The organism is Geodermatophilus sp. SYSU D00684 (assembly GCF_054050455.1).
The window spans coordinates 119,254-142,924 of sequence record NZ_JBJGZI010000008.1 but is presented as its reverse complement, the minus strand read 5'-3'; the positions used below and the strand labels follow the sequence as shown (position 1 = coordinate 142,924).

General features: G+C 77.0%; 23 protein-coding genes. 19 read left to right on the top strand and 4 right to left on the bottom strand.

Features of this window, described 5'->3' with window-relative positions:
* Positions 1–28 precede the first annotated feature (28 nt).
* The 6 genes from ACI79L_RS07905 (at position 29) to ACI79L_RS07880 (ending at position 5,891) form a co-directional block, all read left to right on the top strand.
* Positions 29–1,633, top strand: a complete 1,605-nt coding sequence (locus ACI79L_RS07905; protein WP_456936248.1) for a CYTH and CHAD domain-containing protein — start codon at positions 29–31, stop codon at positions 1,631–1,633.
* 231 nt (positions 1,634–1,864) lie between these two features.
* Entirely contained in the window at positions 1,865–2,986 is a 1,122-nt protein-coding gene (locus ACI79L_RS07900) for a metallophosphoesterase (RefSeq protein ID WP_456936247.1), read from the top strand.
* Between the two features lie 78 nt (positions 2,987–3,064).
* Positions 3,065–3,805, top strand: coding sequence for a GntR family transcriptional regulator (locus tag ACI79L_RS07895; RefSeq protein ID WP_456936246.1), 741 nt, complete (start codon positions 3,065–3,067; stop codon positions 3,803–3,805).
* A gap of 43 nt (positions 3,806–3,848) precedes the next feature.
* Entirely contained in the window at positions 3,849–4,763 is a 915-nt protein-coding gene (sigJ, locus tag ACI79L_RS07890) for an RNA polymerase sigma factor SigJ (RefSeq protein ID WP_456936245.1), read from the top strand.
* Between the two features lie 17 nt (positions 4,764–4,780).
* Positions 4,781–5,548 carry an SDR family oxidoreductase gene (locus tag ACI79L_RS07885; protein ID WP_456936244.1) on the top strand — a complete coding sequence of 256 codons (768 nt, stop codon included), beginning with the start codon at positions 4,781–4,783 and terminating at the stop codon, positions 5,546–5,548.
* 10 nt (positions 5,549–5,558) lie between these two features.
* Positions 5,559–5,891, top strand: a complete 333-nt coding sequence (locus ACI79L_RS07880) for a hypothetical protein (RefSeq protein ID WP_456936243.1) — start codon at positions 5,559–5,561, stop codon at positions 5,889–5,891.
* Between the two features lie 8 nt (positions 5,892–5,899).
* On the opposite strand, the gene ACI79L_RS07875 is transcribed toward ACI79L_RS07880, so the two are convergent.
* Entirely contained in the window at positions 5,900–7,033 is a 1,134-nt protein-coding gene (locus tag ACI79L_RS07875; protein ID WP_456936242.1) for a hypothetical protein, read from the bottom strand.
* A 143-nt stretch (positions 7,034–7,176) separates the two neighbouring features.
* Here ACI79L_RS07875 and ACI79L_RS07870 point away from each other — a divergent pair, with 143 nt between their 5' ends.
* From ACI79L_RS07870 to ACI79L_RS07860, 3 genes are all read left to right on the top strand, one after another.
* On the top strand, positions 7,177–7,641 hold the full coding sequence (locus ACI79L_RS07870) for a MarR family winged helix-turn-helix transcriptional regulator (RefSeq protein ID WP_456936241.1): 465 nt from the start codon (positions 7,177–7,179) through the stop codon (positions 7,639–7,641).
* Positions 7,638–8,102 carry an SRPBCC family protein gene (locus ACI79L_RS07865; protein ID WP_456936240.1) on the top strand — a complete coding sequence of 155 codons (465 nt, stop codon included), beginning with the start codon at positions 7,638–7,640 and terminating at the stop codon, positions 8,100–8,102. Before ACI79L_RS07870 ends, ACI79L_RS07865 begins: the two co-directional genes overlap by 4 nt.
* A 96-nt stretch (positions 8,103–8,198) precedes the next feature.
* A complete protein-coding gene (locus ACI79L_RS07860) occupies positions 8,199–8,468 on the top strand; it encodes a GlsB/YeaQ/YmgE family stress response membrane protein (protein WP_456936239.1) in 270 nt (89 codons plus the stop codon).
* A 25-nt stretch (positions 8,469–8,493) separates the two neighbouring features.
* Here ACI79L_RS07860 and ACI79L_RS07855 read toward each other — a convergent pair whose 3' ends face one another.
* A complete protein-coding gene (locus tag ACI79L_RS07855; RefSeq protein ID WP_456936238.1) occupies positions 8,494–9,132 on the bottom strand; it encodes an MBL fold metallo-hydrolase in 639 nt (212 codons plus the stop codon).
* A 105-nt stretch (positions 9,133–9,237) separates the two neighbouring features.
* Here ACI79L_RS07855 and ACI79L_RS07850 point away from each other — a divergent pair, with 105 nt between their 5' ends.
* Positions 9,238–9,489: a hypothetical protein gene (locus tag ACI79L_RS07850; protein WP_456936237.1), complete on the top strand. Its 252-nt coding sequence runs from the start codon at positions 9,238–9,240 to the stop codon at positions 9,487–9,489.
* Positions 9,490–9,582: 93 nt separating this feature from the next.
* Here the strand turns inward: ACI79L_RS07850 and ACI79L_RS07845 are convergent, their stop codons facing one another.
* Positions 9,583–10,374, bottom strand: a complete 792-nt coding sequence (locus ACI79L_RS07845; protein WP_456936236.1) for an enoyl-CoA hydratase-related protein — start codon at positions 10,372–10,374, stop codon at positions 9,583–9,585.
* 141 nt (positions 10,375–10,515) lie between these two features.
* Here ACI79L_RS07845 and efeU point away from each other — a divergent pair, with 141 nt between their 5' ends.
* The 5 genes from efeU to ACI79L_RS07820 all read left to right on the top strand — a co-directional run bounded on the left by efeU (position 10,516) and on the right by ACI79L_RS07820 (position 17,576).
* Positions 10,516–11,460, top strand: coding sequence for an iron uptake transporter permease EfeU (gene efeU / locus ACI79L_RS07840; RefSeq protein ID WP_456936235.1), 945 nt, complete (start codon positions 10,516–10,518; stop codon positions 11,458–11,460).
* On the top strand, positions 11,447–12,601 hold the full coding sequence (efeO, locus tag ACI79L_RS07835; RefSeq protein ID WP_456936234.1) for an iron uptake system protein EfeO: 1,155 nt from the start codon (positions 11,447–11,449) through the stop codon (positions 12,599–12,601). Before efeU ends, efeO begins: the two co-directional genes overlap by 14 nt.
* An 82-nt stretch (positions 12,602–12,683) precedes the next feature.
* On the top strand, positions 12,684–14,003 hold the full coding sequence (efeB, locus tag ACI79L_RS07830) for an iron uptake transporter deferrochelatase/peroxidase subunit (RefSeq protein ID WP_456936233.1): 1,320 nt from the start codon (positions 12,684–12,686) through the stop codon (positions 14,001–14,003).
* A 208-nt stretch (positions 14,004–14,211) separates the two neighbouring features.
* Positions 14,212–15,966 (top strand): serine/threonine protein kinase, encoded by a 1,755-nt coding sequence (locus ACI79L_RS07825; protein ID WP_456936232.1) that lies wholly within the window; start codon positions 14,212–14,214, stop codon positions 15,964–15,966.
* Between the two features lie 20 nt (positions 15,967–15,986).
* Entirely contained in the window at positions 15,987–17,576 is a 1,590-nt protein-coding gene (locus ACI79L_RS07820) for a serine/threonine protein kinase (protein ID WP_456936231.1), read from the top strand.
* Between the two features lie 15 nt (positions 17,577–17,591).
* On the opposite strand, the gene ACI79L_RS07815 is transcribed toward ACI79L_RS07820, so the two are convergent.
* Positions 17,592–18,413 carry a hypothetical protein gene (locus ACI79L_RS07815; protein ID WP_456936230.1) on the bottom strand — a complete coding sequence of 274 codons (822 nt, stop codon included), beginning with the start codon at positions 18,411–18,413 and terminating at the stop codon, positions 17,592–17,594.
* A 166-nt stretch (positions 18,414–18,579) separates the two neighbouring features.
* On the opposite strand from ACI79L_RS07815, the gene ACI79L_RS07810 reads away from it, so the two are divergent.
* The 4 genes from ACI79L_RS07810 to ACI79L_RS07795 all read left to right on the top strand — a co-directional run bounded on the left by ACI79L_RS07810 (position 18,580) and on the right by ACI79L_RS07795 (position 23,656).
* On the top strand, positions 18,580–19,863 hold the full coding sequence (locus ACI79L_RS07810) for a competence/damage-inducible protein A (protein WP_456936229.1): 1,284 nt from the start codon (positions 18,580–18,582) through the stop codon (positions 19,861–19,863).
* A 55-nt stretch (positions 19,864–19,918) separates the two neighbouring features.
* Positions 19,919–20,338 carry an SRPBCC family protein gene (locus ACI79L_RS07805; RefSeq protein WP_456936228.1) on the top strand — a complete coding sequence of 140 codons (420 nt, stop codon included), beginning with the start codon at positions 19,919–19,921 and terminating at the stop codon, positions 20,336–20,338.
* Positions 20,339–20,378: 40 nt separating this feature from the next.
* Entirely contained in the window at positions 20,379–21,905 is a 1,527-nt protein-coding gene (locus ACI79L_RS07800) for a DUF222 domain-containing protein (RefSeq protein WP_456936227.1), read from the top strand.
* 122 nt (positions 21,906–22,027) lie between these two features.
* On the top strand, positions 22,028–23,656 hold the full coding sequence (locus ACI79L_RS07795; protein WP_456936226.1) for an acyl-CoA dehydrogenase family protein: 1,629 nt from the start codon (positions 22,028–22,030) through the stop codon (positions 23,654–23,656).
* Positions 23,657–23,671 lie beyond the last annotated feature (15 nt).

Genomic DNA, 23,671 nt, shown 5'->3' with positions numbered 1-23,671 from the left:
GCGGAGGGTCATCCAGGAGGAGGACGACGTGGGCAGCGGACAGCTCGAGGTCGAGCGCAAGTTCGAGACGGGGCCGGACGTCGTCCTCCCCGACCTGACGACCGTGGACGGCGTGGCGTCGACGGGGGACCCGGTCACCCACGACCTGGACGCCACCTACTACGACACCCCGGACCTGCGGCTGGCCCGCGCGCGGATCACGCTGCGCCGGCGGACCGGCGGCACCGACGCGGGCTGGCACCTCAAGCTGCCCACCGCCGTCGCGGGCTCGCGCCGGGAGGTGCACGCCCCGCTGGGCACCCGGCGCACGGTCGTGCCGCGGGCGGTGACCGAGCCGGTGACCGCCGTGCTGCGCGGCGCGAGGCCGGGGCCGGTCGCCACCCTGCAGACGACGCGGCAGGTCACGCACCTGCTCGACGACGGGGGCCGCGTCCTCGCCGAGGTCGCCGCCGACACCGTCACCGGCACCGCGCTCGCCCCCGACCCCGAGAGCCCGGCGACCGTCATGACCTGGCGCGAGCTGGAGGTGGAGCTCGTCGAGGGCGACCGGGCGCTGCTCGACGGCGTCACCGAGGCGCTGGCCGCGGCGGGCATCGAGCCCTCCGCCCTGCCGTCCAAGCTCTCCCGCGTGCTGGCCGACCGGCTCGCCGCGCTCGCCCCGGCGCGTCCGCCGGCCGCCACGGAGGACGGGGACGGCGGCAAGGAGGGGAAGAAGAAGCGGAAGCAGAACGGGCCGACGGCGGGCGAGGTGGTGCTCGGCGCGCTGCGGACCCAGGCCGAGGCGCTGCAGACCGCCGACATCGGGGTCCGCACCGGCGACCCCGAGGGCGTGCACGACCTGCGCGTGGCCTGCCGCCGGCTGCGCAGCATCCTGGCCGCGTTCCGGCCGGTGCTCGACCGCACCACCACCGACCCGGTCCGCGACGAGCTGCAGTGGATCGGCGCCGCGCTCTCCGGCGCCCGCGACGGCGAGGTGGCCCTCGAGCACCTCAAGTCCGTCGTCGCGGCGCAGCCGGTCGAGCTGGTCCGCGGGCCGGTGGCCGCCCGGCTGCAGTCCACCGAGATCGCCGACGTCGAGCGGGGCCGCAAGGCGGCGGTCCGGGCGCTGTCGGACCGGCGGCACCTGGCGCTGCTCGACGCCCTCGACGCGCTGCTCGCCGACCCGCCGCTCCTCGAGGCGGCCGGTGAGCCCGCGCACGCCGTCCTCGTCGACGCGGTCCGGCGCACCGGCAAGCGGATGCAGGCCCGCATCGACGAGGCCCGCGAGCGCGAGGCCGAGGACCCGGGCGCGCACGAGGACGAGACCGAGCACGCTCTCCACGAGGTCCGCAAGGCGGCCAAGCGGGTCCGCTACACCGCCGAGGTCGCCGCGCCGGTGCTCGGGGCGCCCGCCGAGGCCCTGGTCGCCTGCATGAAGGAGGTGCAGGACGTGCTCGGCGAGGCCCAGGACACCGTCGTCGCCCGGCAGTGGTGCCTGCGGCTGGCGGCGGCCGCCGTCGGGGCGGGGGAGGACACCTTCGCCTACGGCCGGCTGCACGCGCTGGAGGAGTTGCGCGCCGAGCACGCCGACCAGCGGTTCTGGGCGCTCGAGCCCTCCCTGCGCGCCGCGGTGAAGGCGGCCGTCAAGGCCTGAGCGGGCGGGGCGCCGGCCCGGGGCGGGAACACCCCGGGCCGCCCGCACGTCTCCTGCCGTGGTGTCTCCCGCACAGCCGAAGCGAGGTCCGTCCTGTCCCTGATCGGTCTGCTCGGTTTCGGGACGGTCGTCCTGCTCGCCCTGCTCCTCCTGCACGGCTACCTCTGGTGGCGCCTGGTCAGGAGCACCACCCGGCCCGGCCGGGCGCGGCGGCGGCTCACCGCCCTCACCGTGGTGCTCGCCCTGCTGCCCGCCGCCGCGGTGCTGCTGCGCCGCACGCTGCCCCTGGACGCCGCCGCTCCGCTGGACTGGGTCGCCTACACCTGGCTCGGGATCGCCTTCTACGCGTTCCTCGCGCTGCTCGTCCTGGAGCCGGTCCGCCTGGTGCTGCGCCGCTGGACCCGCCGGCCCGCCGTCCCCGCCGCCGCCGCGGCCGTGCCGGCCCCCGTCCCCTCCGTCGGCCCGGACCCGGAGCCGGCCCCGCGGCCGGAGGACCGCGCGGTCGTCGCCGACCCCTCTCGCCGGCTGTTCCTCGCCCGCTCGCTGGCCGTCACCGCCGGCGCGGTGGCGCTGGGCACCGCGGGCACGGGCGTGTACCTCGCGAACTCCGCGCCCGTCGTCCGCCGGGTGCCGGTCACCCTGCCGCGGCTGGACCCCGCGCTCGACGGCCTGCGGATCGTCACCTTCTCCGACGGTCACCTGTCGGCCACCTACGGCGGGCGGCGCTTCGAGCGGCTGGTCGAGATCGTCAACTCCCAGCGCCCTGACGTCGTGGCGATCGTCGGCGACCTGGTCGACGGCGAGGTCGACGAGCTGCGCGAGGAGGTCGCGCCGCTGGCCGACCTGGTCAGCGAGCAGGGCGTCTTCTTCGTCACCGGCAACCACGAGTACTTCGTCGACACCACCGCCTGGCTCCGGCACCTGCCGACCCTCGGCGTCGAGGTGCTGCGCAACGAGCGGGTGCCGATCACCCGCGGCGGCGCGTCGTTCGACCTGGCCGGCATCGACGACCGCACCGCGGCCGGCTCGGGCGTCCCCGGGCACGGAGCGGACCTCGACGCCGCCCTCGACGGCCGCGACGACGCGACGCCGGTGGTGCTGCTCGCCCACCAGCCGTACATGGTCGACCAGGCGCGGGCTGCCGGTGTGGACCTGCAGCTGTCCGGGCACACCCACGGCGGGCAGCTGTGGCCGTTCGACCACGCCATCCGGCTCGACCAGCCCGCGGTCGAGGGCTGGTCGAGGCACGGCGACACGCAGCTGTACGTCACGACCGGCGCCGGGTACTGGGGACCGCCCATGCGGATCGGCGCGCGGCCCGAGGTGACCGTGGTGGAACTCCGGGCACCGTAGAGGTGGATGTCACCCGAGCGAGAGACGTCTCATACGACATGACGTCCTCAGACGTCTTCCCCGCATAGTCTGGCGCCCGTGACAGCGGCGACGGCGGGACCGAAGTACCTCTCGGTCCGTGAGCACCTGCGGCGCCGGGTCGCCGCGATGCCCGAGGGGGCCCTGCTGCCCCCGGAGCCCACGCTGTGCGCCGAGTACGGCGTCAGCCGGATCACCCTGCGCCGCGCCGTCGACGGGCTGGTCGCCGACGGCCACCTCGTGCGCGAGCAGGGCCGGGGCACCTACGTCACCCGCCCGGCGATCCGGCACGAGTACCGCGAGAGCTTCGTCCACCGCATCGCCGGGTGGAGCTCGGTGATGGCCGAGCAGGGCGCCCAGGTGGGGACGACGGTGCTCACCCAGCGGGTCGTACCGGCGCCGTCGTCGGTGGCCGCCGAGCTGTCCCTCGACGTCGCCGAGGACGTCGTCGAGCTGGAGCGGTTGCGCAGCGTCGACGGCGCGCCCAACCACGTGGCGCACAGCTTCCTGCCCGCCGCGCTCTACCCGCTGGCCGCGGAGGAGGACTTCAGCGAGGGCTCGCTGTACGACTTCCTGCGCCGGGAGTACGGCGCCGACCTGGCGCACGCCCGCATCGTCGTCGACGTCGGCACCGCCGCCCCGGACGAGGCCGACCTGCTGCGGATCGCCGCCGGCTCCCCTCTGCTGGTCGTCCGCACCACCGTGCGCGACAGCGCCGGGCACCCGCTGGTGCACAGCTTCTCCCGGCTGCGGCCGGACGTGAGCCAGGTCGAGTTCGAGGTCTCGGTCACCGGCCGCTGAGCACGGAGGGGGACGCGGCCGGCCCGCCTGACAGGATCCGCCCGTGACTGGGACGGCGGCGCTGGACGACTTCCAGGCCCATCGCGCGCGGCTGTCCGGCATCGCCTACCGGATGCTCGGCTCGGCCACCGACGCCGAGGACGTGCTGCAGGACGCCTGGTTGCGCTGGCAGGGCGTCGACCGGACGCGGGTGACCGACCCCGCGGCGTTCCTGGCCCGGACGGTCACCAACCTGTGCCTCACCGCGCTCACCTCCGCCCGTGCCCGGCGCGAGGTCTACGCCGGGCCGTGGCTGCCCGAGCCCGTGCTGACCGGCCCGGGCGGGGACCTCGGCCCGCTGGAGGGGGCGGTGCAGCGGGAGAGCGTCTCCTTCGCGCTGCTGGCCCTGCTGGAGCGGCTGTCCCCGGCCGAGCGGGCCGCCTACGTGCTGCGCGAGGCGTTCGCCTACAGCCCCCGCGAGGTGGCCGAGCTGATCGGCACCTCCGAGGCGAACGTCCGGCAGCTGCACTCGCGGGCCCGGCGGCACCTCGCCGGCGCCGGGACCCGGGAGGTCGACCCGGCCCGCTGGCAGGAGCTGACCGCCCGCTTCCTCGCCGCGGCCGCCGACGGGGACCTCGCCGGGCTGGAGGCCCTGCTGACCGCCGACGTCGTGGCGCGCGCCGACGGCGGCGGCGTCGTCAACGCGGCCCGCCGGCCGGTGCGGGGGCGGGAGGCCGTGGCCCGCTACGTCGCCGGGGTCGTCGCCCGTTTCGGCGCAGGGCTGCTGCCGGCGTTCGTCGAGGTCAACGGCGCCCCCGCGGTGGCCCTCACCGACGGCACGGCCCTGCACGGCGTCCTGGTGCTGCACACCGACGGCGAGCGGCTGAGCGCGCTCGACCTGGTCGTCAACCCGGAGAAGCTGGCCCACGCGAACGCGCAGCTGTCACGGATCGGGGGGCTGTCCGGTCTCGGTGGGTGAGGAAGGGAGACCCACCCATGACGACCACCCTGGTCACCGGTGCCACCGGCACCCTCGGCACCCCCACCACCGCCCGCCTGCGCGCGGCCGGACACGACGTCCGCGCGCTCAGCCGGCGCCGCGGCCCGGGCCTGACGACCGGCGACCTGCTCACCGGCGCCGGCCTGCGCGAGGCGCTCACCGGTGTCGACACCGTGCTGCACCTGGCCACCGGCCCGCGCGGGAAGGGCGATGTCGAGGCGGCCCGCACGCTGCTCCGGGCCGCCGGCGACGCGGGCGTGCGGCACCTGGTGGTCGTCTCCATCGTCGGGATCGACGACGTCCCGCTGGGCTACTACCGCGACAAGGTCGTCGTCGAGGGCCTGGTCCGGGAGTCGGGCCTGCCGTTCAGCCTGCTGCGGGCCACCCAGTTCCACTCCTTCGTCGCGGCGCTGTTCACCGCGCAGCGGCTGTCCCCGGTCGTCGCGGCGCCCGACGTCCCGCTGCAGCCGGTCGCCGTCGAGGAGGTCGCCGACCGGCTGGTCGAGCTGGCCGGTGCCGCACCGGCCGGCCGGGTCGCCGACGTCGGCGGCCCAGAGCAGCTCGCCGTCCCCGAACTGGCCCGGCAGTGGGCACGGGCCACCGGCACCCGGCGTCCGGTCGTGCCCCTGCGGCTGCCGGGGCGGCTGTTCGCCGCCTACGGCGCGGGCTCGGCGCTCGTGCCCGGCCCGGCCCACGGCCGGCGGACCTTCGCCGGGCACCTGGCCGCCCGATGTGCGCTCGACCGGGAGACGAGTCCCCTGTAAGGCTCCCGGCGTGCCGCCCGACGTCGCAGCCGCACTGCGCGCCCGCTTCCTGGCGACCGCGGAGGCGGTCGCGCGGGCGCGGCCCGAGGTGGACGCCGAGGCGGCCCGCGAGGTGCTCCTCGAGGCGGCGACGCTCCTCCACGACGGCCTCGTCCTCGACGACCTGGACGAGCACGACTCCCTCGCCGTGGTCGCCGGGCTCGCCGAGGACCTCGTCGCCGGTGACCCCGGGGCCGCGGTGCGCGCGCGGTCCCGGGCGGTGTCGGAGGACCCGGGGGACCTGCACGACCCGGAGGCCGTGTCCGCGGCCTACCTGCTCGCCGCGGCGACCCTGCAGCTCTGAGGGCGGCGTCAGCGGCCGCTGAGCGCGGCCAGCCGCGGCTCGAGGTCGAGCACCATCCGGACGAAGGCCGCCCGCCGCGCCGCGTGGCCGAGCACCTCGCCGGTCACCGGCTCGAACAGCAGGTGCAGCGGCAGGCCGGTGCACGGGTAGCGCAGCAGCGCGGCCAGCAGCACCCCGGCCTCCAGGTCGGCGGGGGACACGTCGACGCCCTCGGCCGCCAGCCCGCGCGCGTGGGCGGCGACCGCCGGGCCGAGCAGGGCGGGCACCTCGTCGGGTGGGCCGGCCCCGCACTCCGCCCGGCCGAACAGCAGCGGCACGAGGTCGAAGCCGGCCGGCGCCGGGCCCGCCATCGCCCAGTCGACCAGCACGAACGTGTCCGGCGCCGCGGCGGGCCGGAGCAGGTTCATCGGCGTCGCGTCCCCGTGGGCGGGCAGCACCGGCAGCGCGGCGAGGCGGGCGTGGACGTCGTCGACGCGGGAGGCCAGCGCGCACACCTCCTCCCGCAGGGCCACGACCTCGGGCACCCGCATGACCGGCGCGGCCCAGGTGGCGTCGTCGCGCAGCCAGGGGACCGCCCAGGCGCCCAGCTGCTCGTCCCGGTAGACGGTGAGGAAGTCCCCGCCCGGCATCGGCGGCCAGGGCCGGCCGCGGCGGCGGGCGGCCAGCCGGCCGAGGGCCTCCGCGGCGCGGAGGGTGTCGTCCGCCGTCCACGAGGTGTCGACCGGCTCGGCGTCCTCGAGCCAGAGGGTCAGCCGGTCGCCGGGCTGCTCGTGCACCGCCACGACGTCCGGCGGGCGGAGCCCGGGCGGGGCGCACCCGGCGACGCCGGCGGCCAGGACGTCGGCCTCCAGCCGCCACGGGATGACCTCGTCCAGGTGCGCCCGGGCGTCGTCGGGCATCTGCGGCGGCAGGCCGTACCGGGCGGCCTGCAGCTCCTTGGCGACCAGGCGCAGCACCACCCGGCCGCCGGACCCCCGGCCCTCGACGGCGACCCGGGTCAGCGCCCGCGTCGACGGCGCGCTGGCGTCGTGCTCCAGCGGGCGGCAGGTCACCGCCTCGACCTCGAGCGCCGGGTCGCCCGACCGGAGGCGCAGCGCGGGCAGCAGCTCGGCGACGCTCGTCCCGCCGGGCAGGCCGGTCACCGCGGACGCCGCGGGCCGCGGCGCGGCGGGAGGTGGAGGTGCACGGGGCGGAACAGCGCCAGCCAGGGCGAGGTCGTCATCGCGGGCTCCCGTGGGAAGATGGTCAAGCCGCTTGTCTGACGGTGGGTGGATGGTGAAGCCGCTTGTCCGATCCCGTCAACCGAGAACGCCCCGTCCTGGTCACCACGCTGCTCGAGCAGGCGATGACCCTGATCCGGGACGACCTCTACGCCCTCAGCGACGCGCGCTACCCGGGCCTGCGCATGCGGCACTACCGGCTGCTGGCGATGCTGCCGCCCGAGGGGGAGCGGCTGAGCCGGCTGGCCGCCGACAGCGGGCACACCAAGCAGGCGCTGGCCCAGGCGCTCGCGCCGCTGCAGGCCGGCGGGTACGTCGAGGTGCTCCCCGACCCCTCCGACGGGCGGGCCCGGCTGGTCCGGCGCACCGGCCGCGGCCAGGAGGTCGACGAGGCGGTGCGCCGGCGCCTGGCCGACGTCGAGCGGGACTGGGCGCGCCGGGTGGGGGAGGAGCGCTGGGCCGTCGCCCGGGCCGTGCTCGCCGACCTCGCCCCGGCACCCGGCCGGCCCCCGTCTACCGTCGGGACGTGACCACGGCCAGCGGGACCCGGGAGGTGGCCGCGCCGCGCCGCCGGGTGTGGCGGGCACTGGCCGTGCTGGAGCCCTACTGCGCCGTCTGCGACGTCTCCTACGTCGTCGAGGGCGGCCGGTCCGGGAAGGGCGCCCGGTTCGTCTGCGTCCCCGGCCGCCTCCCCGCCGACGGGACCCCCCGCGAGGGCGCCCCGCGCGGGGAGATCGTCGAGTGGGAGCCCGAGCGGGTGGTCGCCACCCGGCTCGAGCTCACCCCCGAGACGTGGACGACGCGCATCGAGCTCGACGACGCCGCCGACGGCGCCACCCGGGTGACCATCACGCTCACCCACGAGCCGCGCCGTCCCCGGCTGGCCGACCGGCTGGTCCGCCGCGCCGTGCAGCAGTTCGTGCAGCGCACGGTCGACGAGGAGCTGGACAAGCTCCCGGCGCACGTGGAGCAGGTCCCCGCGGACCGGTGACGAACGGCCCGGGTGTGCGCCGTGATCATGCGGGTAGATGACCTGCAGGCGCGCCCGGCGACCGGCCGGGCGCCACGCACCCACCGGAGGATCGTCGTGATCGGTTTCCTCGTGGCCGGCCTGATCATCGGGGCCCTGGCCCGCCTCATCGTCCCGGGCAAGCAGCACCTGGGCATCCTCGCCACCCTGGCCCTCGGCGTGGTCGGCTCGCTCATCGGCGGGCTCATCGCCCAGTTCTTCGGCACCGGCAGCATCTGGGAGCTCAACGTCCTGGGCTTCGTCCTGGCCGTCGTCGCCGCCGTCCTGCTGATCGGCGTCGCCGAGGGCATCTCGGCCCGCTCGCGCCGCGGCGCCGTCCGCCGCTGACCTCCGCTGGGGGAGGCGGCGGGCCTCAGAGCTCGACCGCCTCCCCCGGGGCCAGCCGGCCGTAGGGGGTGGGCGTGCCCGGGCCGCGCTCGCCCAGCAGGCCGGCCATCAGGCCCAGCCCGGTGTCGTTGAGCAGGCCGTCGTGCACGGCGAAGGCCTGGTCGGCGTCCACCGCCCGCAGATAGTCGATCACCTCGGCCGCCTTGGACCACGGCGCGTGCAGCGGCACCAGCAGCGTGGGCACGGGGGTCCCCGGCACGGTGAACGCGTCGCCGGGGTGGAACACCTGCCCCTCGACCAGGAAGCCGACGTTGCGCACGCGGGGCAGGTCCGGGTGGATCACCGCGTGCCACTCGCCGTGGACCTGCACGTCGAAACCCGCGACGGTCAGCGCGTCGCCGTCGCCCACCGCGTGCACCCGGTTCCCGGGGCCGTCCAGCTGCTCCGCGACGGACGGGTTCGTCCACACCTCCAGCGCGGGGTCGGCCTCCAGCGCCGCACGCAGCCGGTCGCCGACGAAGTGGTCGGGGTGCTCGTGCGTCACCAGCACCGCGGTCGCCCCCTCGAGCGCCGCCGGGTCGGTGAAGGCGCCCGGGTCGACGACCAGCCGCCGGTCGCCGTCACTGATCACGACGCAGGCGTGCCCGTGCTTCGTCAGCTCCACGGGGACATCCTGCCGTCGCCCCCGCGGGCCCGCCGTCTCACCCGGGTGGGTGACACCGCGGCGGCCCCGCTCCCGGGGGCCGGGCGCCCTGTCGACCCTCCCTGCATGGCCCCCACCGCCGCCCCGACCGTCCCCACCGCGTTCGCCGCGACCGCCTACGTCGCCGCCCGCAGCCGCGCCCACGGCCCGACCGCCGCCCTGTGGCACGCCGTCGAGCTGCACCGCCCGGCGTCCGAGGTCGACGGCGCCTGCGAGCTCACCCTCTGCGGCACGCTGGCCCGCATCACCCTCGACGAGGACTGGCCGACGTCGGCCCGCGACGTCTGCGGCCCCTGCACCACCCTCAGCCGGGCCTGAGGGCCGCGGCGGAGGGCCTTGCTCCAGCTCCCCCGGCCCCGTCCCGGGTCCCACCCCGAGCCTGCGAGGGGTGGGGGGGACGGGGTCCTCCGGTCAGCGGCCCGTGAACCGCGGCGGGCGCTTGGCGAGGAACGCCTCGACCGCCTCGGCGTGGTCGGCGGTGCCGCCGAGCTCGGTCTGCAGCCGCGCCTCCAGCGCCAGCGTCTCCTCCAGCGAGGCGGTGGGCGCGCCCGCCAGCACCGTCTTCACCGCCCGGTAGGCCGCCGTCGGCCCCGAGGCCAGCCGCTCGGCCAGCGCCCGGGACTCGTCCGCCACCCGGTCGGCCTCGACGACCCGGTGCACCAGGCCCCACTGCAGCGCCGTCTCGGCCGGGAAGGCGTCGGGGAGCAGCAGCAGCTCGGTGGCGCGGGCGACGCCCACGCTGTGCACCAGCCGCGCGGCCAGGGCCGAGTCGCTGGACAGCCCGATGCCGGTGAACGCCGTCGTGAACTTCGCGCCCGCGGCGGCCACCCGCAGGTCGCCGGCCATCGCGAGCCCCAGGCCTGCGCCGGCGCAGGCGCCGTTGATCCCGACGACGACCGGCACCCGCAGCCCGGCCAGCGCCAGGACCAGCGGGTTGTACTCGTCCTCGACGACCGACAGCGAGGTCCCGGCGTCCCCGCGCAGCGACTCGACGTGCTCGGCGAGGTCCTGGCCCACGCAGAACGCCCGGCCGGTGCCGGTGAACAGCACCGCCCGCACCGACCCGTCGCCGGCGATCCCCTGCACCACCTCGAGCAGCTCCCGCCGCATCGCCCGGGAGATCCCGGGCCGCTGCAGGGTGACGGTCGCGACGCCGCCGGCGTCCTCGCGGGTCACGGTCGTGGTGGCGGTCGTCTCTGACATGCCGGTCACCCTGCCACGCCCGCGCGCGGCCGAGGGGGCCCTCCCGCGGACGGGGACCGATCGATCCCCCGCCCGCGAGTAAGGTGTGCCTGCCCTCAGTACGGACCCGGGGGTTCCCGAACCCCGACAGAGGTGTCAGCCATGGGCCAGGCGTTCCTCGCCAGCTACCTCATCGGCCTGCGCGAGGGCCTCGAGGCCACCCTCGTGGTCAGCATCCTCGTCGCCTACCTGGTCAAGTCCGGCCGGCGCCGCCAGCTGCTGCCCCTGTGGGCGGGCGTCGCCGCCGCGGTCGCCCTGTCGGTGCTCTTCGGCGCGCTGCTCACCTACACCGAGACGACGCTGCTGGCCGACTACCGCTCGCGCGAGCTGTTCGAGGCGATCACCTCGGTGCTCGCGGTCGCGCTGGTCACCTGGATGGTCTTCTGGATGCGCCGGACCGCCCGGAAGCTCAAGGGCGAGCTCAGCGGGCAGCTGGAGCAGGCGCTGGGCACGGGCACGCTCGCCGTCGCCGGCGTCGCCTTCCTCTCCGTGGTCCGCGAGGGCCTGGAGACGACGCTGCTCTTCTACGCCGCCGCCCAGGGCGCCACGACGACGGCGACGCCGCTGGTGGCCATCTCCGCGGGCGTCCTCACCGCCGTCGTCATCGGCATCGGCCTCTACGCGGGCGCCGTCCGGATCGACCTGTCGCGGTTCTTCACCGTCAGCGGCGTGCTGCTGGTCTTCGTCGCGGCCGGGATCCTCAAGTACGGCGTCCACGACTTCCAGGAGGCCGGCGTCCTGCCCGGCCTGGACGTCCTCGCCTTCGACATCTCGGGCGTCCTCGACCCGAACAGCTGGTACGGCGCGGCGATCGCCGGGACCTTCAACGTCACCGCCGCGCCCACGGTGATCGAGACGATCGCCTACGTCGCCTACCTGGTGCCGGTGCTCGTCGCCTTCCTCTGGCCCGCCCGCACGCCCGCGCCTGCCGCCCCCGCACCCGCCGCCCCCGCGCCGAACGTGGTGGCCGCCCCGCAGCCCTCCGGCGCCGACCCGGCCCGGACCCCCTCCCAGCCGTCGGAGACCACCCAGCATGTCCGTGCGTGACCGCCGCCTCCCCCTGCTCACGGCCGGCCTGCTGGCCGCGCTGACCACCGCCGCGTGCGGCAGCGCCGACACCGGCTCCGGCGCGGCGTCCGGCGGCGGGGAGGCCGCCGACACCGTCGCCGTCGCCGCCACCGACGACGCCTGCGACGTCGCCAGCAGCGAGCTGCCGGCCGGGACGCACAGCTTCCAGGTCACCAACTCCGGCGACCAGGTCACCGAGTTCTACGTCTACGCCGAGGGCGACCGGGTGATGGGCGAGGTGGAGAACATCGCCCCGGGCCTCACCCGCGAGCTGCTCGTCGAGCTGCCCGCCGGCAGCTACGAGACCGCCTGCAAGCCCGGCATGGTCGGCGACGGCATCCGCAGCGACCTCACCGTCACCGGCGAGGCGCAGTCGCTGTCGGAGGACGAGACCCTCGCCCGGGCGAGCGCGGACTACCAGCGCTACGTGCAGAGCCAGACCGGCGCGCTGCTCGAGCAGACCACGGCGTTCGTCGACGCGGTCAAGGCCGGCGACGTCGAGGGTGCCAAGGCGCTCTACCCGCTGGCGCGCACCTACTGGGAACGGATCGAGCCGGTGGCCGAGGTCTTCGGCGACCTCGACCCGCTCATCGACGGCCGCGAGGGCGACCAGGCCGAGGGCGAGGACTTCACCGGCTACCACCGCATCGAGCAGGCGCTGTGGGTCGGCGGCACCACCGAGGGTATGACCCCCTACGCCGACCAGCTGCTCGAGAACGTGCAGCAGGTCGTCGACCTCGCCGACGACACGACGCTGGAGCCGCTGCAGCTGGCCAACGGCGCCAAGGCCCTCCTCGACGAGATCGCCACCGGCAAGATCACCGGCGAGGAGGACCGCTACTCGCACACCGACCTGTGGGACTTCGCCGCCAACCTCGAGGGCTCGGAGGCCGCCGTCCAGGCGCTGCGCCCCTACCTGGAGGAGGCCGACGCCGAGCTGGTCGCCGAGATCGACGAGCGGTTCGCCGCCACCGAGGCCGAGCTCGAGCAGTACCGCACCGACGGCGGCTGGACGCCGCACGACCGGCTCTCCGAGGACCAGCTCCGCGGCCTGTCCGACAGGATCACCGCGCTGTCGGAGTCGGTCAGCCAGGTCGCGGCGGTCGTCGCGGACCAGTGACCCGCGGAACACCGGCGCCGGGGACGCGCCGGTGTCCGCGGGGCGTTGCGCCCTGCGAGACCGTCCCCGTCCCGAGGAAGCCATGACGGAGCCCACCGCCGACCAGCCGGCCGCGCCGCAGCGGCCGGGCCTGTCCCGCCGCCGCCTGCTCGGCACCCTCGGCGTCGGCACCGCCGGCGTCCTCGCCGCGGGCGCGGCCGGCGGGGTCATCGGCCGGGCGACCGCCGACGAGGCCCCGGCCGCCGGGCCGGCCCCGACCGACGCGGTGCCCTTCCACGGCGAGCACCAGGCCGGGATCGTCACGCCCGCCCAGGACCGGCTGCACTTCGTCGCCCTCGACGTCACCACCGACAGCCGCGACGACCTGGTCGCGCTCCTGCAGGACTGGACCGAGGCCGCGCGGCGCATGACCGCGGGCCGGGACGCCGGGCCCGTGGGTGCCGTCGACGGCGAGCGGTACGCGCCGCCGGACGACACCGGCGAGGCGCTCGGCCTGCCGCCGTCCGGGCTGACCATCACGGTCGGCTTCGGGCCCACGCTGTTCACCACCGCCGATGGCCGCGACCGCTTCGGCCTCGCCGCCCGCCGGCCCGCGCCGCTGGCCGAGCTGCCGGCGTTCCCCGGCGACCAGATCGACCCCGCGATCAGCGGCGGGGACCTGTGCATCCAGGCCTGCGCCAACGACCCGCAGGTCGCCGTCCACGCGGTCCGCAACCTGGTCCGCACCGGCGCCGGCGTGGTGAGCGTGCGCTGGTCGCAGCTGGGCTTCGGCCGGACGTCGTCGACCAGCACCGGCCAGGCCACCCCGCGCAACCTGTTCGGGTTCAAGGACGGCACCGACAACCTCAAGGCCGAGAACGGCAGTGCCCTCGACCGGTTCGTCTGGGTCGGCGACGACGACCGCGAGGGGGGCAGGGCGGACTGGCTGCGCGGCGGCTCGTACCTGGTCACCCGGCGGATCCGGATGCTCGTCGAGCCGTGGGACAGCTCCTCGCTGGACGAGCAGCAGCGCACCATCGGCCGCACCAAGGGCACCGGCGCGCCGCTCGGCCAGCGCGCGGAGTTCGACCCCGTCGACTTCACGAAGCAGGTCGACGGCGAGTTCGCGATCCCCGAGACCAGCCACGTCTTCCTCGCCCACCCGACCAACGCGGGGACGGCGATCCTGCGCCGCGGCTACAGCTTCGTCGACGGCTCCGACGGCCTGGGCCGGCTCGACGCCGGGCTGTTCTTCATCGCCTTCCAGCGGAACCCGGAGACCGGCTTCGTGCAGGTGCAGCGCAACCTGCGGCTGGACGCGATGAACGAGTACGTCCGGCACACCTCCTCGGCGGTGTTCGCCTGCCCGCCCGGCGTCCGCGACGACGCCGACTGGTGGGGCCGCGCCCTCTTCACCGGCTGAGCCGCCGTTCCCCGGCCGTTCCCCGGCGTGTCGCCGGGGTGTCGCGGAGTCGATGCCGAGCCGTGACGCACGGGACTCCCCGGACGGGTGGGACTGCTGGGAGGATGTGTGGTCTCGGAAGGACCGGGCACCTCTGCGGACGAGAGGCGGTGCGCCGGGGGTGGACGGCGTCGGCAGCAGGGCCGGCAGGGATGGGAGAGGTCCCGTGGTGGAACCGGGTCGCCGCATGCTCGGTGACCGCTACGAACTCTCCCAGCTGATCGCCGCCGGGGGCATGGGCCAGGTGTGGCGCGGCACCGACGTGCTGCTGCACCGCCCGGTCGCGGTCAAGGTCCTCCGCAGCGAGTACACCGGCGACCCGACCTTCCTCGCCCGCTTCCGCGCCGAGGCCCAGCACGCCGCCGCGCTGAACCACCCGAACATCGCCGCGGTCTACGACTACGGCGAGACCGAGGCCGGGGACACCGGCGAGACGCTCGCCTACCTGGTCATGGAGCTGGTCGAGGGCCAGCCGCTGTCGGCGCTGCTGCGCCGCGAGGGACGGCTGGACACCTCCACCACCCTGTCGGTGCTCGGCCAGACCGCCGCCGCGCTGTCCGAGGCCCACCGCGCCGGGCTGGTGCACCGCGACGTCAAGCCGGGCAACATCCTGGTCCGCGCCGACGGCAGCGTGAAGATCACCGACTTCGGCATCGCCTGGTCGGCCGGCAGCGTCCCGCTCACCCAGACCGGCCAGGTCATCGGCACGCCCCAGTACCTCTCGCCGGAGCAGGCCGAGGGGCACCTGGCCACCCCGGCCAGCGACGTCTACGCCCTCGGCCTGGTCGGCTACGAGTGCCTCACCGGGCACCCCGCCTTCGACGGCGACAACGCGGTCACCATCGCGCTCAAGCAGCTGCGCTCGGACCCCGAGCCGCTGCCGGACACGCTGCCCCGCGACGTCCGCACCCTCATCCGCCGCGCGCTGGCCAAGGACCCGGCGGCCCGCATGCCCGACGGCGCCGCGTTCGTCACCGCGGTCGAGGACGCCCGCGCCGGGCGGCTGCCGGACCTCGAGCCGCCGGCGCCGCCCGCGCCCGTCCCGGCCGCCGCGCCGGCCGCGGTGGCGGTGGCCGCCCCGGTCGACGCCGCCCCGGTCAGCGCCGCCCCGGTCGCCGTCGACGCCGGCCCGCCCACCCAGGCCGCGCCCGGCCCGTCCGGGGCGCTGCCCGGCCCGCACGGGCCGCGGCGACCCGGCCCCCCGCCGCCGCCCCGCCGCCGGGTCGCGGCGGTCCTGGTGCCGCTGCTGGCGCTGCTGCTGGGCGCCGGGCTGGCCGGCGTCGTCTTCACCGCCCTGGTCGACGACCCCGCCTCCCCGACGGTCGTCGCCGCGCAGACCCGCGACGGCGAGGACGGCGTGGTGCTGGAGGCCGGCGACTACGTCGGCCGGCCGATCGACGACGTCGCCACCCAGCTGTCCGCGCTGGGCCTGGGCGTGGAGCGGCGCGAGCAGGTGACCGGGTCCGCGGTCCCGGGCCGGGTGCTCGGGGTGTCGCCCGAGGGCGTGCGCCTGGAGCCCGGCGACGACGTCGTCGTCACCTTCGCCGTGGCGCCGAGCGGTGGCCGCCGGTCCGGGGCGTCGTCCACGGGGCAGGGCGGCGACGGCGGTGTCTCGGCCGTGACCGGCGACAGCGCGCCCGGCACGGTCGTCGAGCCGCCCCCGCCCGTGACGGAACCGGCCCCGGGGACGACGGTCCCGGAGCCGACCGAGGCCGCGACCCCCACCACCGCGAACGCACCGGGCTCGTCCACGACCGGCTCGCCGACGACCGGCGCCACCAGTTCGTCGGCCACGCCCACGGGCACCACCGCCACGAGTTCCAGCACCAGCACGAGCACCTCGCCGTCACCCTCACCGGTGACCAGCCCCGCCGGGACGCCGAGCGGGACCACCTCCGCCGCGGGAGACTTCCCCGACGACTGATACGGAACCGAGGAGGTGCGATGGACGGCAGTCCCGTGCGTCGCGTCGTCGGCGGCCGCTACGAGCTGCTCGGCCTCCTCGCCACCGGCGGCATGGGCCAGGTCTGGCGCGGCCGGGACGCGCTGCTCGACCGGCCGGTGGCGGTCAAGCTGCTGCGCAGCGAGTACGTCGAGGACGAGACCGTCCGCACCCGGTTCCGCACCGAGGCGCGCCTGGCCGGCCGGCTGCTGCACCGCAACATCGCCGCGCTGCACGACTACGGCGAGGTGGTGACCGAGGACGGCGAGGTCTGCGCCCACCTGGTCATGGAGCTCGTCGACGGCGAGCCGCTGTCGGCGCTGGTGGCCCGTGAGGGGCGGCTGCCGGCCGAGCGGGTGCTGGACCTGGTCGGGCAGACCGCCGCCGCCCTGGCCGCCGCGCACGCCGCCGGGGTGGTGCACCGCGACGTCAAGCCGGGCAACGTGCTGGTCGGCTCCGACGGCGTCGTCCGGATCACCGACTTCGGCATCGCCTGGTCGGCGGGCAGCGCCCCGCTGACGCGCACCGGCCAGGTGGTCGGCACCGCCCACTACCTCTCGCCCGAGCAGGCGGCCGGGGGCAAGGCCGGGCCCGCCAGCGACGTCTACGCGCTCGGGATGGTCGCCTACGAGTGCCTGGCCGGGCGGCGCGCCTTCGACGGCGAGCACCCGGTGCAGATCGCGCTGCGCCAGCTCCGCGACGAGCCCGACCCGCTGCCCCACGACGTGCCGGAGCCGGTGCGGGAGCTGGTGGCGCGGATGCTGGCCAAGGACCCCGCCGGCCGGCTCGCCGACGGCGCGGCGGTGTGCCGGGCGGTGGAGACCGTCCGCGCCGGCCGCCCGCTGCCGCCGGCGCCGCCCCCGGTCACCGCGCCGCTGCCGCCCGCCGTGTCCGCCTTCTCGCCGGCCGTGGCCCCACCCGTCCCCGCGCCGCGTCGCCGACGCGCAGGTCGGGTCCTCACCGGGGTGGCGACCCTCGCGGTCGGTGCCGCGCTCGGCGTGGGCGTGCTGGAGATGACCGCGCCGGGGGCGGCGCCCGTGCCGGCGGCCGAGGCGGTGTCCCCGGCGGACGCGGGCACCGACGTGCGGCGGGCGGACCTGGTCGGCCGGTCCGCCGACGAGGTGGAGGAGCAGCTGGTCGCGGCCGGGCTGCGGGTGCTCCGGGTCGGGGCGGAGACCGCGGACGCGACCCCGGGCACCGTCACCGGGGTGACCCCGGTCGGGCGGCTGACGCCGGGGGAGACGGTCACGCTGACGGTGGCTGCGGCGCTGCCGGCGCCCCCGTCCACGCCGTCGCCCCCGCCGTGGTGGACGGAGTCCACCGCGCCGCCCTGGGCGGGGGACGGGGGCCCGGCCACGCAGGTGGCCGCGCCGGAGACCCCTGCCGCGCCGGAGCCGGACCCCGTCCCGGTGCCGGACCCCGCCCCGGTGCCGCTGCCGACGGCCGGGGACGAGGACGACGACGGGGACGCCGCGGGCCCCGGCGACGGCGCCGCGGACGGCGCCGCCGAGGCGGACGAGAACGGCGAGGGCGAGGCGAACGGGAACGCCGGCGGCAACGGGCGCGGCAACGGCTGGGGCCGCGCCGGCTGAGCCGCCGGCGTCCGGTCAGCGACGGCGGCCGGGCACCAGCCAGGCGGCGAGGGCGACGGCGCCGAGCGCGGCGGTGAGCAGGAAGCCGCGGTCGGTGTCGGCGTGGGGGAGGACGACGAGCACCCAGAAGACCGCCAGCCCGGCGGCCCCGCCGAGGGCCAGCCGCTCGGCGGTCAGAGGCCGCAGGCGCAGCGCCGGCACCAGCCGCGACAGCGCGGCCGCGCCGCCGAGCAGGGCGCAGACGGTGGCGAACGCCGCCCACGCCGGGACCTGGCCCCACAGGCGCGGCCCGTCCAGGCGCAGCGCGAGCCCGAGCTCGAGCAGCACGAGGCCGAGGCCGGCCAGGCCGGCGCCGATCAGCGCGGCCCGGTCGCGAGGCCGGCGCGGCGCCCGGGGGCGCGCCGGCTTCTCGGGCCGGGCGGCCGGGGCCTCCTGCGCGACGGCGGCCGGCGGGGGCACCGGCGGGGCGCCGAGCAGCGAGTCCAGGGGGCCGGTGGGCTGGGGCCCCGTCTGCTGGTAGCCGGCCGGCTCGTGGGGGAGCGGCGCGTGGTGGGCGGGCTCGTGGTGGGCCGGTGCGGGGTGGGCCGGGGCGAAGTAGGCGGGCTCGTGGTGGGCCGGCTCGTGGTGAGGCGGCTGGTGGTGGGCCGGCGGGGAGTGGTGCGCGGGTTCCGGCGTCGTCGCGGGCTGGGGCGTGGTCACCGGGTACGCGGGCGCCGGCAGGACCGACGGCGGCACGGCGGGCGCGCCCGGGTGTCCGGCCAGGCCGGCGGCCGTCGCGCCCTCCCCCGTGGGGATCTGCTGGGTGCGCGGGCCGGCCGGCGGGGGCGAGGTGGTCACGGGTGCTCTCCTCCTGGGACGCGGGCGACCGGTCCCGCACGGGGTGGGACCGGTCCTCCCCGCACGCTAGCGGCGGTCCGCGCCCGGCCCGGGGAGGCGGGGCGGCGGGTCCGGCGGACCGCCTCGCACCCGGCGGGGAGGACGACGTCCTCCTAGGGTCGGGCGGGTGGGTACGCGCGCGGGCATCGTCGTCACCGGCACCGAGGTCCTGACCGGCCGGGTCGCGGACCGCAACGGGCCGTGGCTCGCCGAGGAGCTGCGCCGGGCGGGCGTCGACGTGGGGTCGGTCCTCGTCGTGGGCGACCGGCCCGACGACGTGCGCGCCGCGCTGGCCTGGTTCGCCTCCTCCGGTGTCGAGCTGGTGGTCACCACCGGGGGCCTCGGGCCCACCGCCGACGACCTCACCGCCGCCGTCGTGGGCGAGGTGCAGGGCCGGCCGCTGGACGTCGACCCGGAGCTGGAGCAGCGCGTCGCCGCCGTCGTGGAGCGGCTGATGGCCCGCCGCGGCTGGCGGTCGGACCCGGAGGCGACGGCGGCCGGCGTCCGCAAGCAGGCGCTGGTGCCCGCCGGCGCCACGGTGCTCGAGCCGGTGGGGACGGCGCCGGGCCTCGTCGTCCCGCCCGCCGACGGCCGCGGCGGGCCGGTCGTCGTCGTCCTGCCCGGGCCGCCGTCGGAGCTGCAGGGGATGTGGCCGGCGGCGCTGGCGGCCGGGCCGGTGCAGGAGGTGCTGGCGGGGGCGGGAGAGCTGCGCCAGGAGACGATCCGGCTCTGGGGGACGCTGGAGGCCCAGCTGGCCGCCACCCTCCGGGAGCACGAGCAGGAGCTCGGCGGGCTGGAGGTCACCACCTGCCTGCGCGAGGGCGAGCTGGAGATCGTCACGCGCTTCGCCCCCGAGGCGCAGCCGGCCTACGACCGGCTGGCCGCCGTGCTCACCGAGACGTTCGCGGCGACGCTGCTCTCGACCGGGCCCACCCTCGACGAGCTGGTGGCCGGCGCGCTCTCGGACCAGGGGCTGACGATCGCCACCGCCGAGTCGTGCACCGGCGGGCTGCTGGTGGCCCGGCTGATCGAGCGGGCCGGGTCCTCGGCGTACGTGCTCGGCGGGATCACCTCGTACGCGAACTCGGCCAAGGAGCAGCTGGTCGGGGTGCCGGGGGAGATGCTGGCCGAGTACGGCGCAGTGAGCCCGCAGGTGGCGCTGGCGCTGGCCGAGGGGGCGCGGGCGCGGTTCGGGGCCGACGTCGGGGTCGGGGTCACCGGCATCGCCGGGCCCGGCGGCGGGACGCCGGACAAGCCCGTGGGCACCGTGCACCTGTGCGCCGTCGGTCCCATGGGTCAGCAGGCGCGGTCGGTGCGACTGCCCGGCTCGCGGACGGCGGTGCGCGAGCGCTCCGTCGTCCTCGCCATGCACATGCTGCGGGAGCTGCTGCTCGGCGGCCCGCCGGCCTGACCGCGCCGCCGTCCGCGGTGCGTGAGGCGGGCCCGCGGCGGGCAGGGAGGGCGGCATGACGACCGTGACGCTGCACGCCTCCGGCCCGGTGCCGCCCGCGGAGGCGTGGGAGCGCTACGCCCGGCCCGCGCGGTGGCCGGAGTGGGCGCCGCAGATCACCGGTGTCGACGTGCCGGGCCCCCGGCTGGTCGCCGGGCTGAGCGGGCGCGTGCGCGGGCCGGTGGGGGTGACGCTGCCGTTCGTCGTCGAGTCGGTGGACGAGGCGGCGCGGCAGTGGGCGTGGACGGTGAGCGCCGGCCCGGTGCGGCTGCACCTGCTGCACTGGGTCGCCGACGGTCCCGACGGCGGCAGCACCACCGGTCTCCGCGTCTCCGGCCCGGCGCCGGTCGTCGTGGGCTACGCGCCGCTGGCGCAGCTCGCGATCGGCCGCCTCGTCCGTCCGCTCGACCGGCGGAGGACCGGACAGGCGGTCTGACCTGCGGGAACTGTCGTACCCCGGTCGTAGCGTGCGGGGTGTGGAGGAGGTCGCCGGGGACGTGTCGCCGCTGGAGCGCGCGCTCGCCGGCTGGCTGCTCCAGCGGCCGGTGTCGATCCCCCGGCTGCCGGTGGCGCTGCTGTCGGACGAGCAGGCCGCCGCCGAGCTGCAGCGGGTGCAGGTGCGCAAGGCGATGGAGGCCGCCTACGAGGCGGAGCTGGTGCTCCGCCTGGCCGAGGCCCGCCCGGCCGACACCGACCCCGCGCCCGGCAGCCCCGGTGCCCGCTCCGGGACCTGGCAGCCGGACACCGAACTACCGGGCGTCTCGGAGTTCTTCACCGCCGAGCTCGCGGTGGTCCTCAACGTCGGCCGGGGCACCGCCTCCCACCTGGCGCACCGCGCCTGGACCTACCGCAGCCACCTGCCGGCGACCTGGGCGGCGCTGGCCGCCGGCACGCTGGACGAGGCGCGTGCCAAGGCGCTGGTCGACGTGCTCGAGCACACCACCGCGGCCACCGCCCGCCGCCTGGAGTCCCAGCTCCTGCCGGAGGCCACCGACCTGACCGTGCGCAGATTGAAGGCCCGCGCGCTGGCACTGCTGCAGGAGGCCGACGCCGACGCCATCGACGCCCGCCGGGAGACCGCGCAGCGGCACGCCGACGTGCGGCTGTTCGACGGCCCGTTCGACGGCATGGCCACTCTGGCTGCCGACCTCCCGGCCGACGTCGCCGCCGTCTGCCACGCGGTCGTCGATGCCCTCGCCCGGATGCTGAAGGCCGACGGGGATCCCCGGCCGATCGGGCAGCTGCGCACCCTGGTCTACGCGGATCTGCTGCAGCGGCCGTGGGAGACCGGTCGCTCCGCGGTGACCGCGCACCTGCAGGTCATCGCCACCCTCAGCGCCCTGACCGGTCGGTCGCAGGAAGCGGGGCAGGTCAACGGGCTGCCGATCACCGCCGGCCACCTGCGCGAACTGCTGCGGCAACTGGACGGGCTCGGCGTCCGCGCGCCGGAGGGCGGGTCGGTCACGCTGGCGCTGGTCGACGACGGCACCCTCCGCGCCACCACCACGCTGGACCAGCTCCGCCGGCTCGCCGGACGCGGCTGCCCCGACCACCCGGCCGACGCTGACGTCGAGCAGTCGGCTGGCGCCGGCGACGACTGCGAGTGCGCGGTGCTCGACCGGCCGGCCGAGACGGAGAGCTACGCGCCCTCCGCGCCGCAGCAGCGGTTCGTGCACACCCGCGACCGCACCTGCCGGTTCCCCACCTGTGGTCAGCGGGTCGGCTGGGCCGATGCCGACCATGTCATCCCGCACGCCCACGGCGGCGCCACCGACTGCGCCAACCTGTGCTGCCTGTGCCGCAGCCACCACCGCCTCAAGACCTTCGCGAAGGGGTGGCGCTTCCAGATGACCCCGGACGGGGTGCTGACGGTGACGACCCCCTCCGGGATCACCAGGACGACCCGCCCACCGGGCATGAGCCCGCCATCGGCGGAACCCGACCCGCCACCCGACACGGAACCATCACCGCCCGATCCGGCCGACGAACCGCCGCCCTTCTGAGCGTCGCCGTCCCCTGCCGTTCCACGTGGAACGGCGGGAGGAGGACGCCGTCCTCACACGGGTCGGGCCGCCGAGCAGGAGGGGTGTGACGACCGCTACACGCAGGTCGTACGGTGCGCGGCGTGGGTGCGACGCACGAGGTCCTGAACCAGGCCCCGCCGCTGGTCGGGTACGACCCGATCGCCGGGGACGCGGCACTGCGGGAGGCCTGCCTCAGGCACGCCGACGAGGCGACGCTCGCCTCGCTGGCCGAGCTCGGCGCGCTGGCCGGCAGCGAGCAGGCCCGTGAGTGGGGCCGGCTGGCCGACGAGAACCGCCCGGTGCTGCGCACCCACGACCGGTACGGCCACCGGGTGGACGAGGTGGAGTTCCACCCGGCCTGGCACGAGCTCATGCGGACGGCGTTCGAGCACGGGCTGGCCGGCGCGCCCTGGGCGGCGGCCGACGCCGGCTACCGGCACGCCCACGTGCGCCGCGCCGTCGGCTACCTCGGCTGGACGCAGGTCGAGGCCGGACACGGCTGCCCGGTGACCATGACCTACGCCGCCGTGCCGGCGCTCCGGGCGGCGCCCGACCTCGCCGCCCGCTACGAGCCCGGGCTCACCGCGACCGGCTACCGCTTCGGGCTGGCCGACCCCGTCGCCAAGCCGGGCCTCGTCGCCGGCATGGGCATGACCGAGAAGCAGGGCGGCTCCGACGTCCGGGCCAACACCACGCGCGCCGTCGCGAACGCCGACGGCAGCTACGCGCTCACCGGGCACAAGTGGTTCACGAGCGCCCCGATGAGCGACCTGTTCCTGGTGCTGGCCCAGCTCGACGAGGGCGTCTCCTGCTTCCTCGTCCCGCGGGTGCTCCCGGACGGCAGCCGCAACGTCTTCCGCCTGCAGCGCCTCAAGGACAAGCTCGGCGACCGCGCCAACGCCTCCAGCGAGGTCGAGTTCGACGGCACCACCGGGTGGCTGGTCGGCGCTCCCGGCCGCGGCGTCCCGACGATCATCGAGATGGTCAACACCACCCGGCTGGACTGCGTCATCGGCTCGGCCGCGACGGTGCGGGCGGCCCTCACCCAGGCCGTCCACCACGCCCGGCACCGCTCCGCCTTCGGCGCGCTCCTGGCCGACCAGCCGCTCATGCAGAACGTGCTGGCCGACCTCGCCGTCGAGAGCGAGGCCGCGACCGCGCTGGCGATCCGGCTGGCCGCCGCGGTCGACGCCGGCGAGACGGCGTTCCTGCGGCTGGCCGGCGCCGCCGCCAAGTTCCTCGTCTGCAAGCGGACGCCGGCCGTCGTCGGCGAGGCGCTCGAGGTGCTCGGCGGCAACGGGTACGTCGAGGAGTCGGGCATGCCGCGGCTCTACCGGCAGGCGCCGCTCAACTCGATCTGGGAGGGCTCCGGCAACGTCATCGCGCTCGACGTGCTGCGGGCCCTGGGCCGCAGCAGCGAGTCGCTGGCCGCCGTCACCGACGAGATCGAGCTCGCCCGCGGCGCCGACGCCCGCTTCGACGACGCCGTGAAGCGGCTGGCCGCCGAACTCGGCGACCCGGACGCGCTGCCGCTGCGCGCCCGTCGCGTCGCCGGCCTGCTCGCCCAGTGCCTGCAGGGCTCGCTGCTGCTGCGGTACGCCCCGCCCGAGGTCGCCGACGCGTTCTGCGCCACCCGTCTCGGCGGGGACTGGGGATCGGTGCTGGGCACGCTGCCGTCCGCGGTGCCCGCAGCGCGGATCGTGGAACGGTCAACCGTTGCCCCTGCCTGAGACCCCGCGGCTCCA

Coding starts and splice junctions, on each gene's coding strand:
- ACI79L_RS07805 (WP_456936228.1), top strand. CDS start 19,919: ATGACGACCGTGACGCTGCACGCCTCCGGCCCGGTGCCGCCCGCGGAG.
- ACI79L_RS07820 (WP_456936231.1), top strand. CDS start 15,987: ATGGACGGCAGTCCCGTGCGTCGCGTCGTCGGCGGCCGCTACGAGCTG.
- ACI79L_RS07885 (WP_456936244.1), top strand. CDS start 4,781: ATGACGACCACCCTGGTCACCGGTGCCACCGGCACCCTCGGCACCCCC.
- efeB (WP_456936233.1), top strand. CDS start 12,684: ATGACGGAGCCCACCGCCGACCAGCCGGCCGCGCCGCAGCGGCCGGGC.
- ACI79L_RS07850 (WP_456936237.1), top strand. CDS start 9,238: ATGGCCCCCACCGCCGCCCCGACCGTCCCCACCGCGTTCGCCGCGACC.
- efeU (WP_456936235.1), top strand. CDS start 10,516: ATGGGCCAGGCGTTCCTCGCCAGCTACCTCATCGGCCTGCGCGAGGGC.
- ACI79L_RS07845 (WP_456936236.1), bottom strand. CDS start 10,374: ATGTCAGAGACGACCGCCACCACGACCGTGACCCGCGAGGACGCCGGC.
- efeO (WP_456936234.1), top strand. CDS start 11,447: ATGTCCGTGCGTGACCGCCGCCTCCCCCTGCTCACGGCCGGCCTGCTG.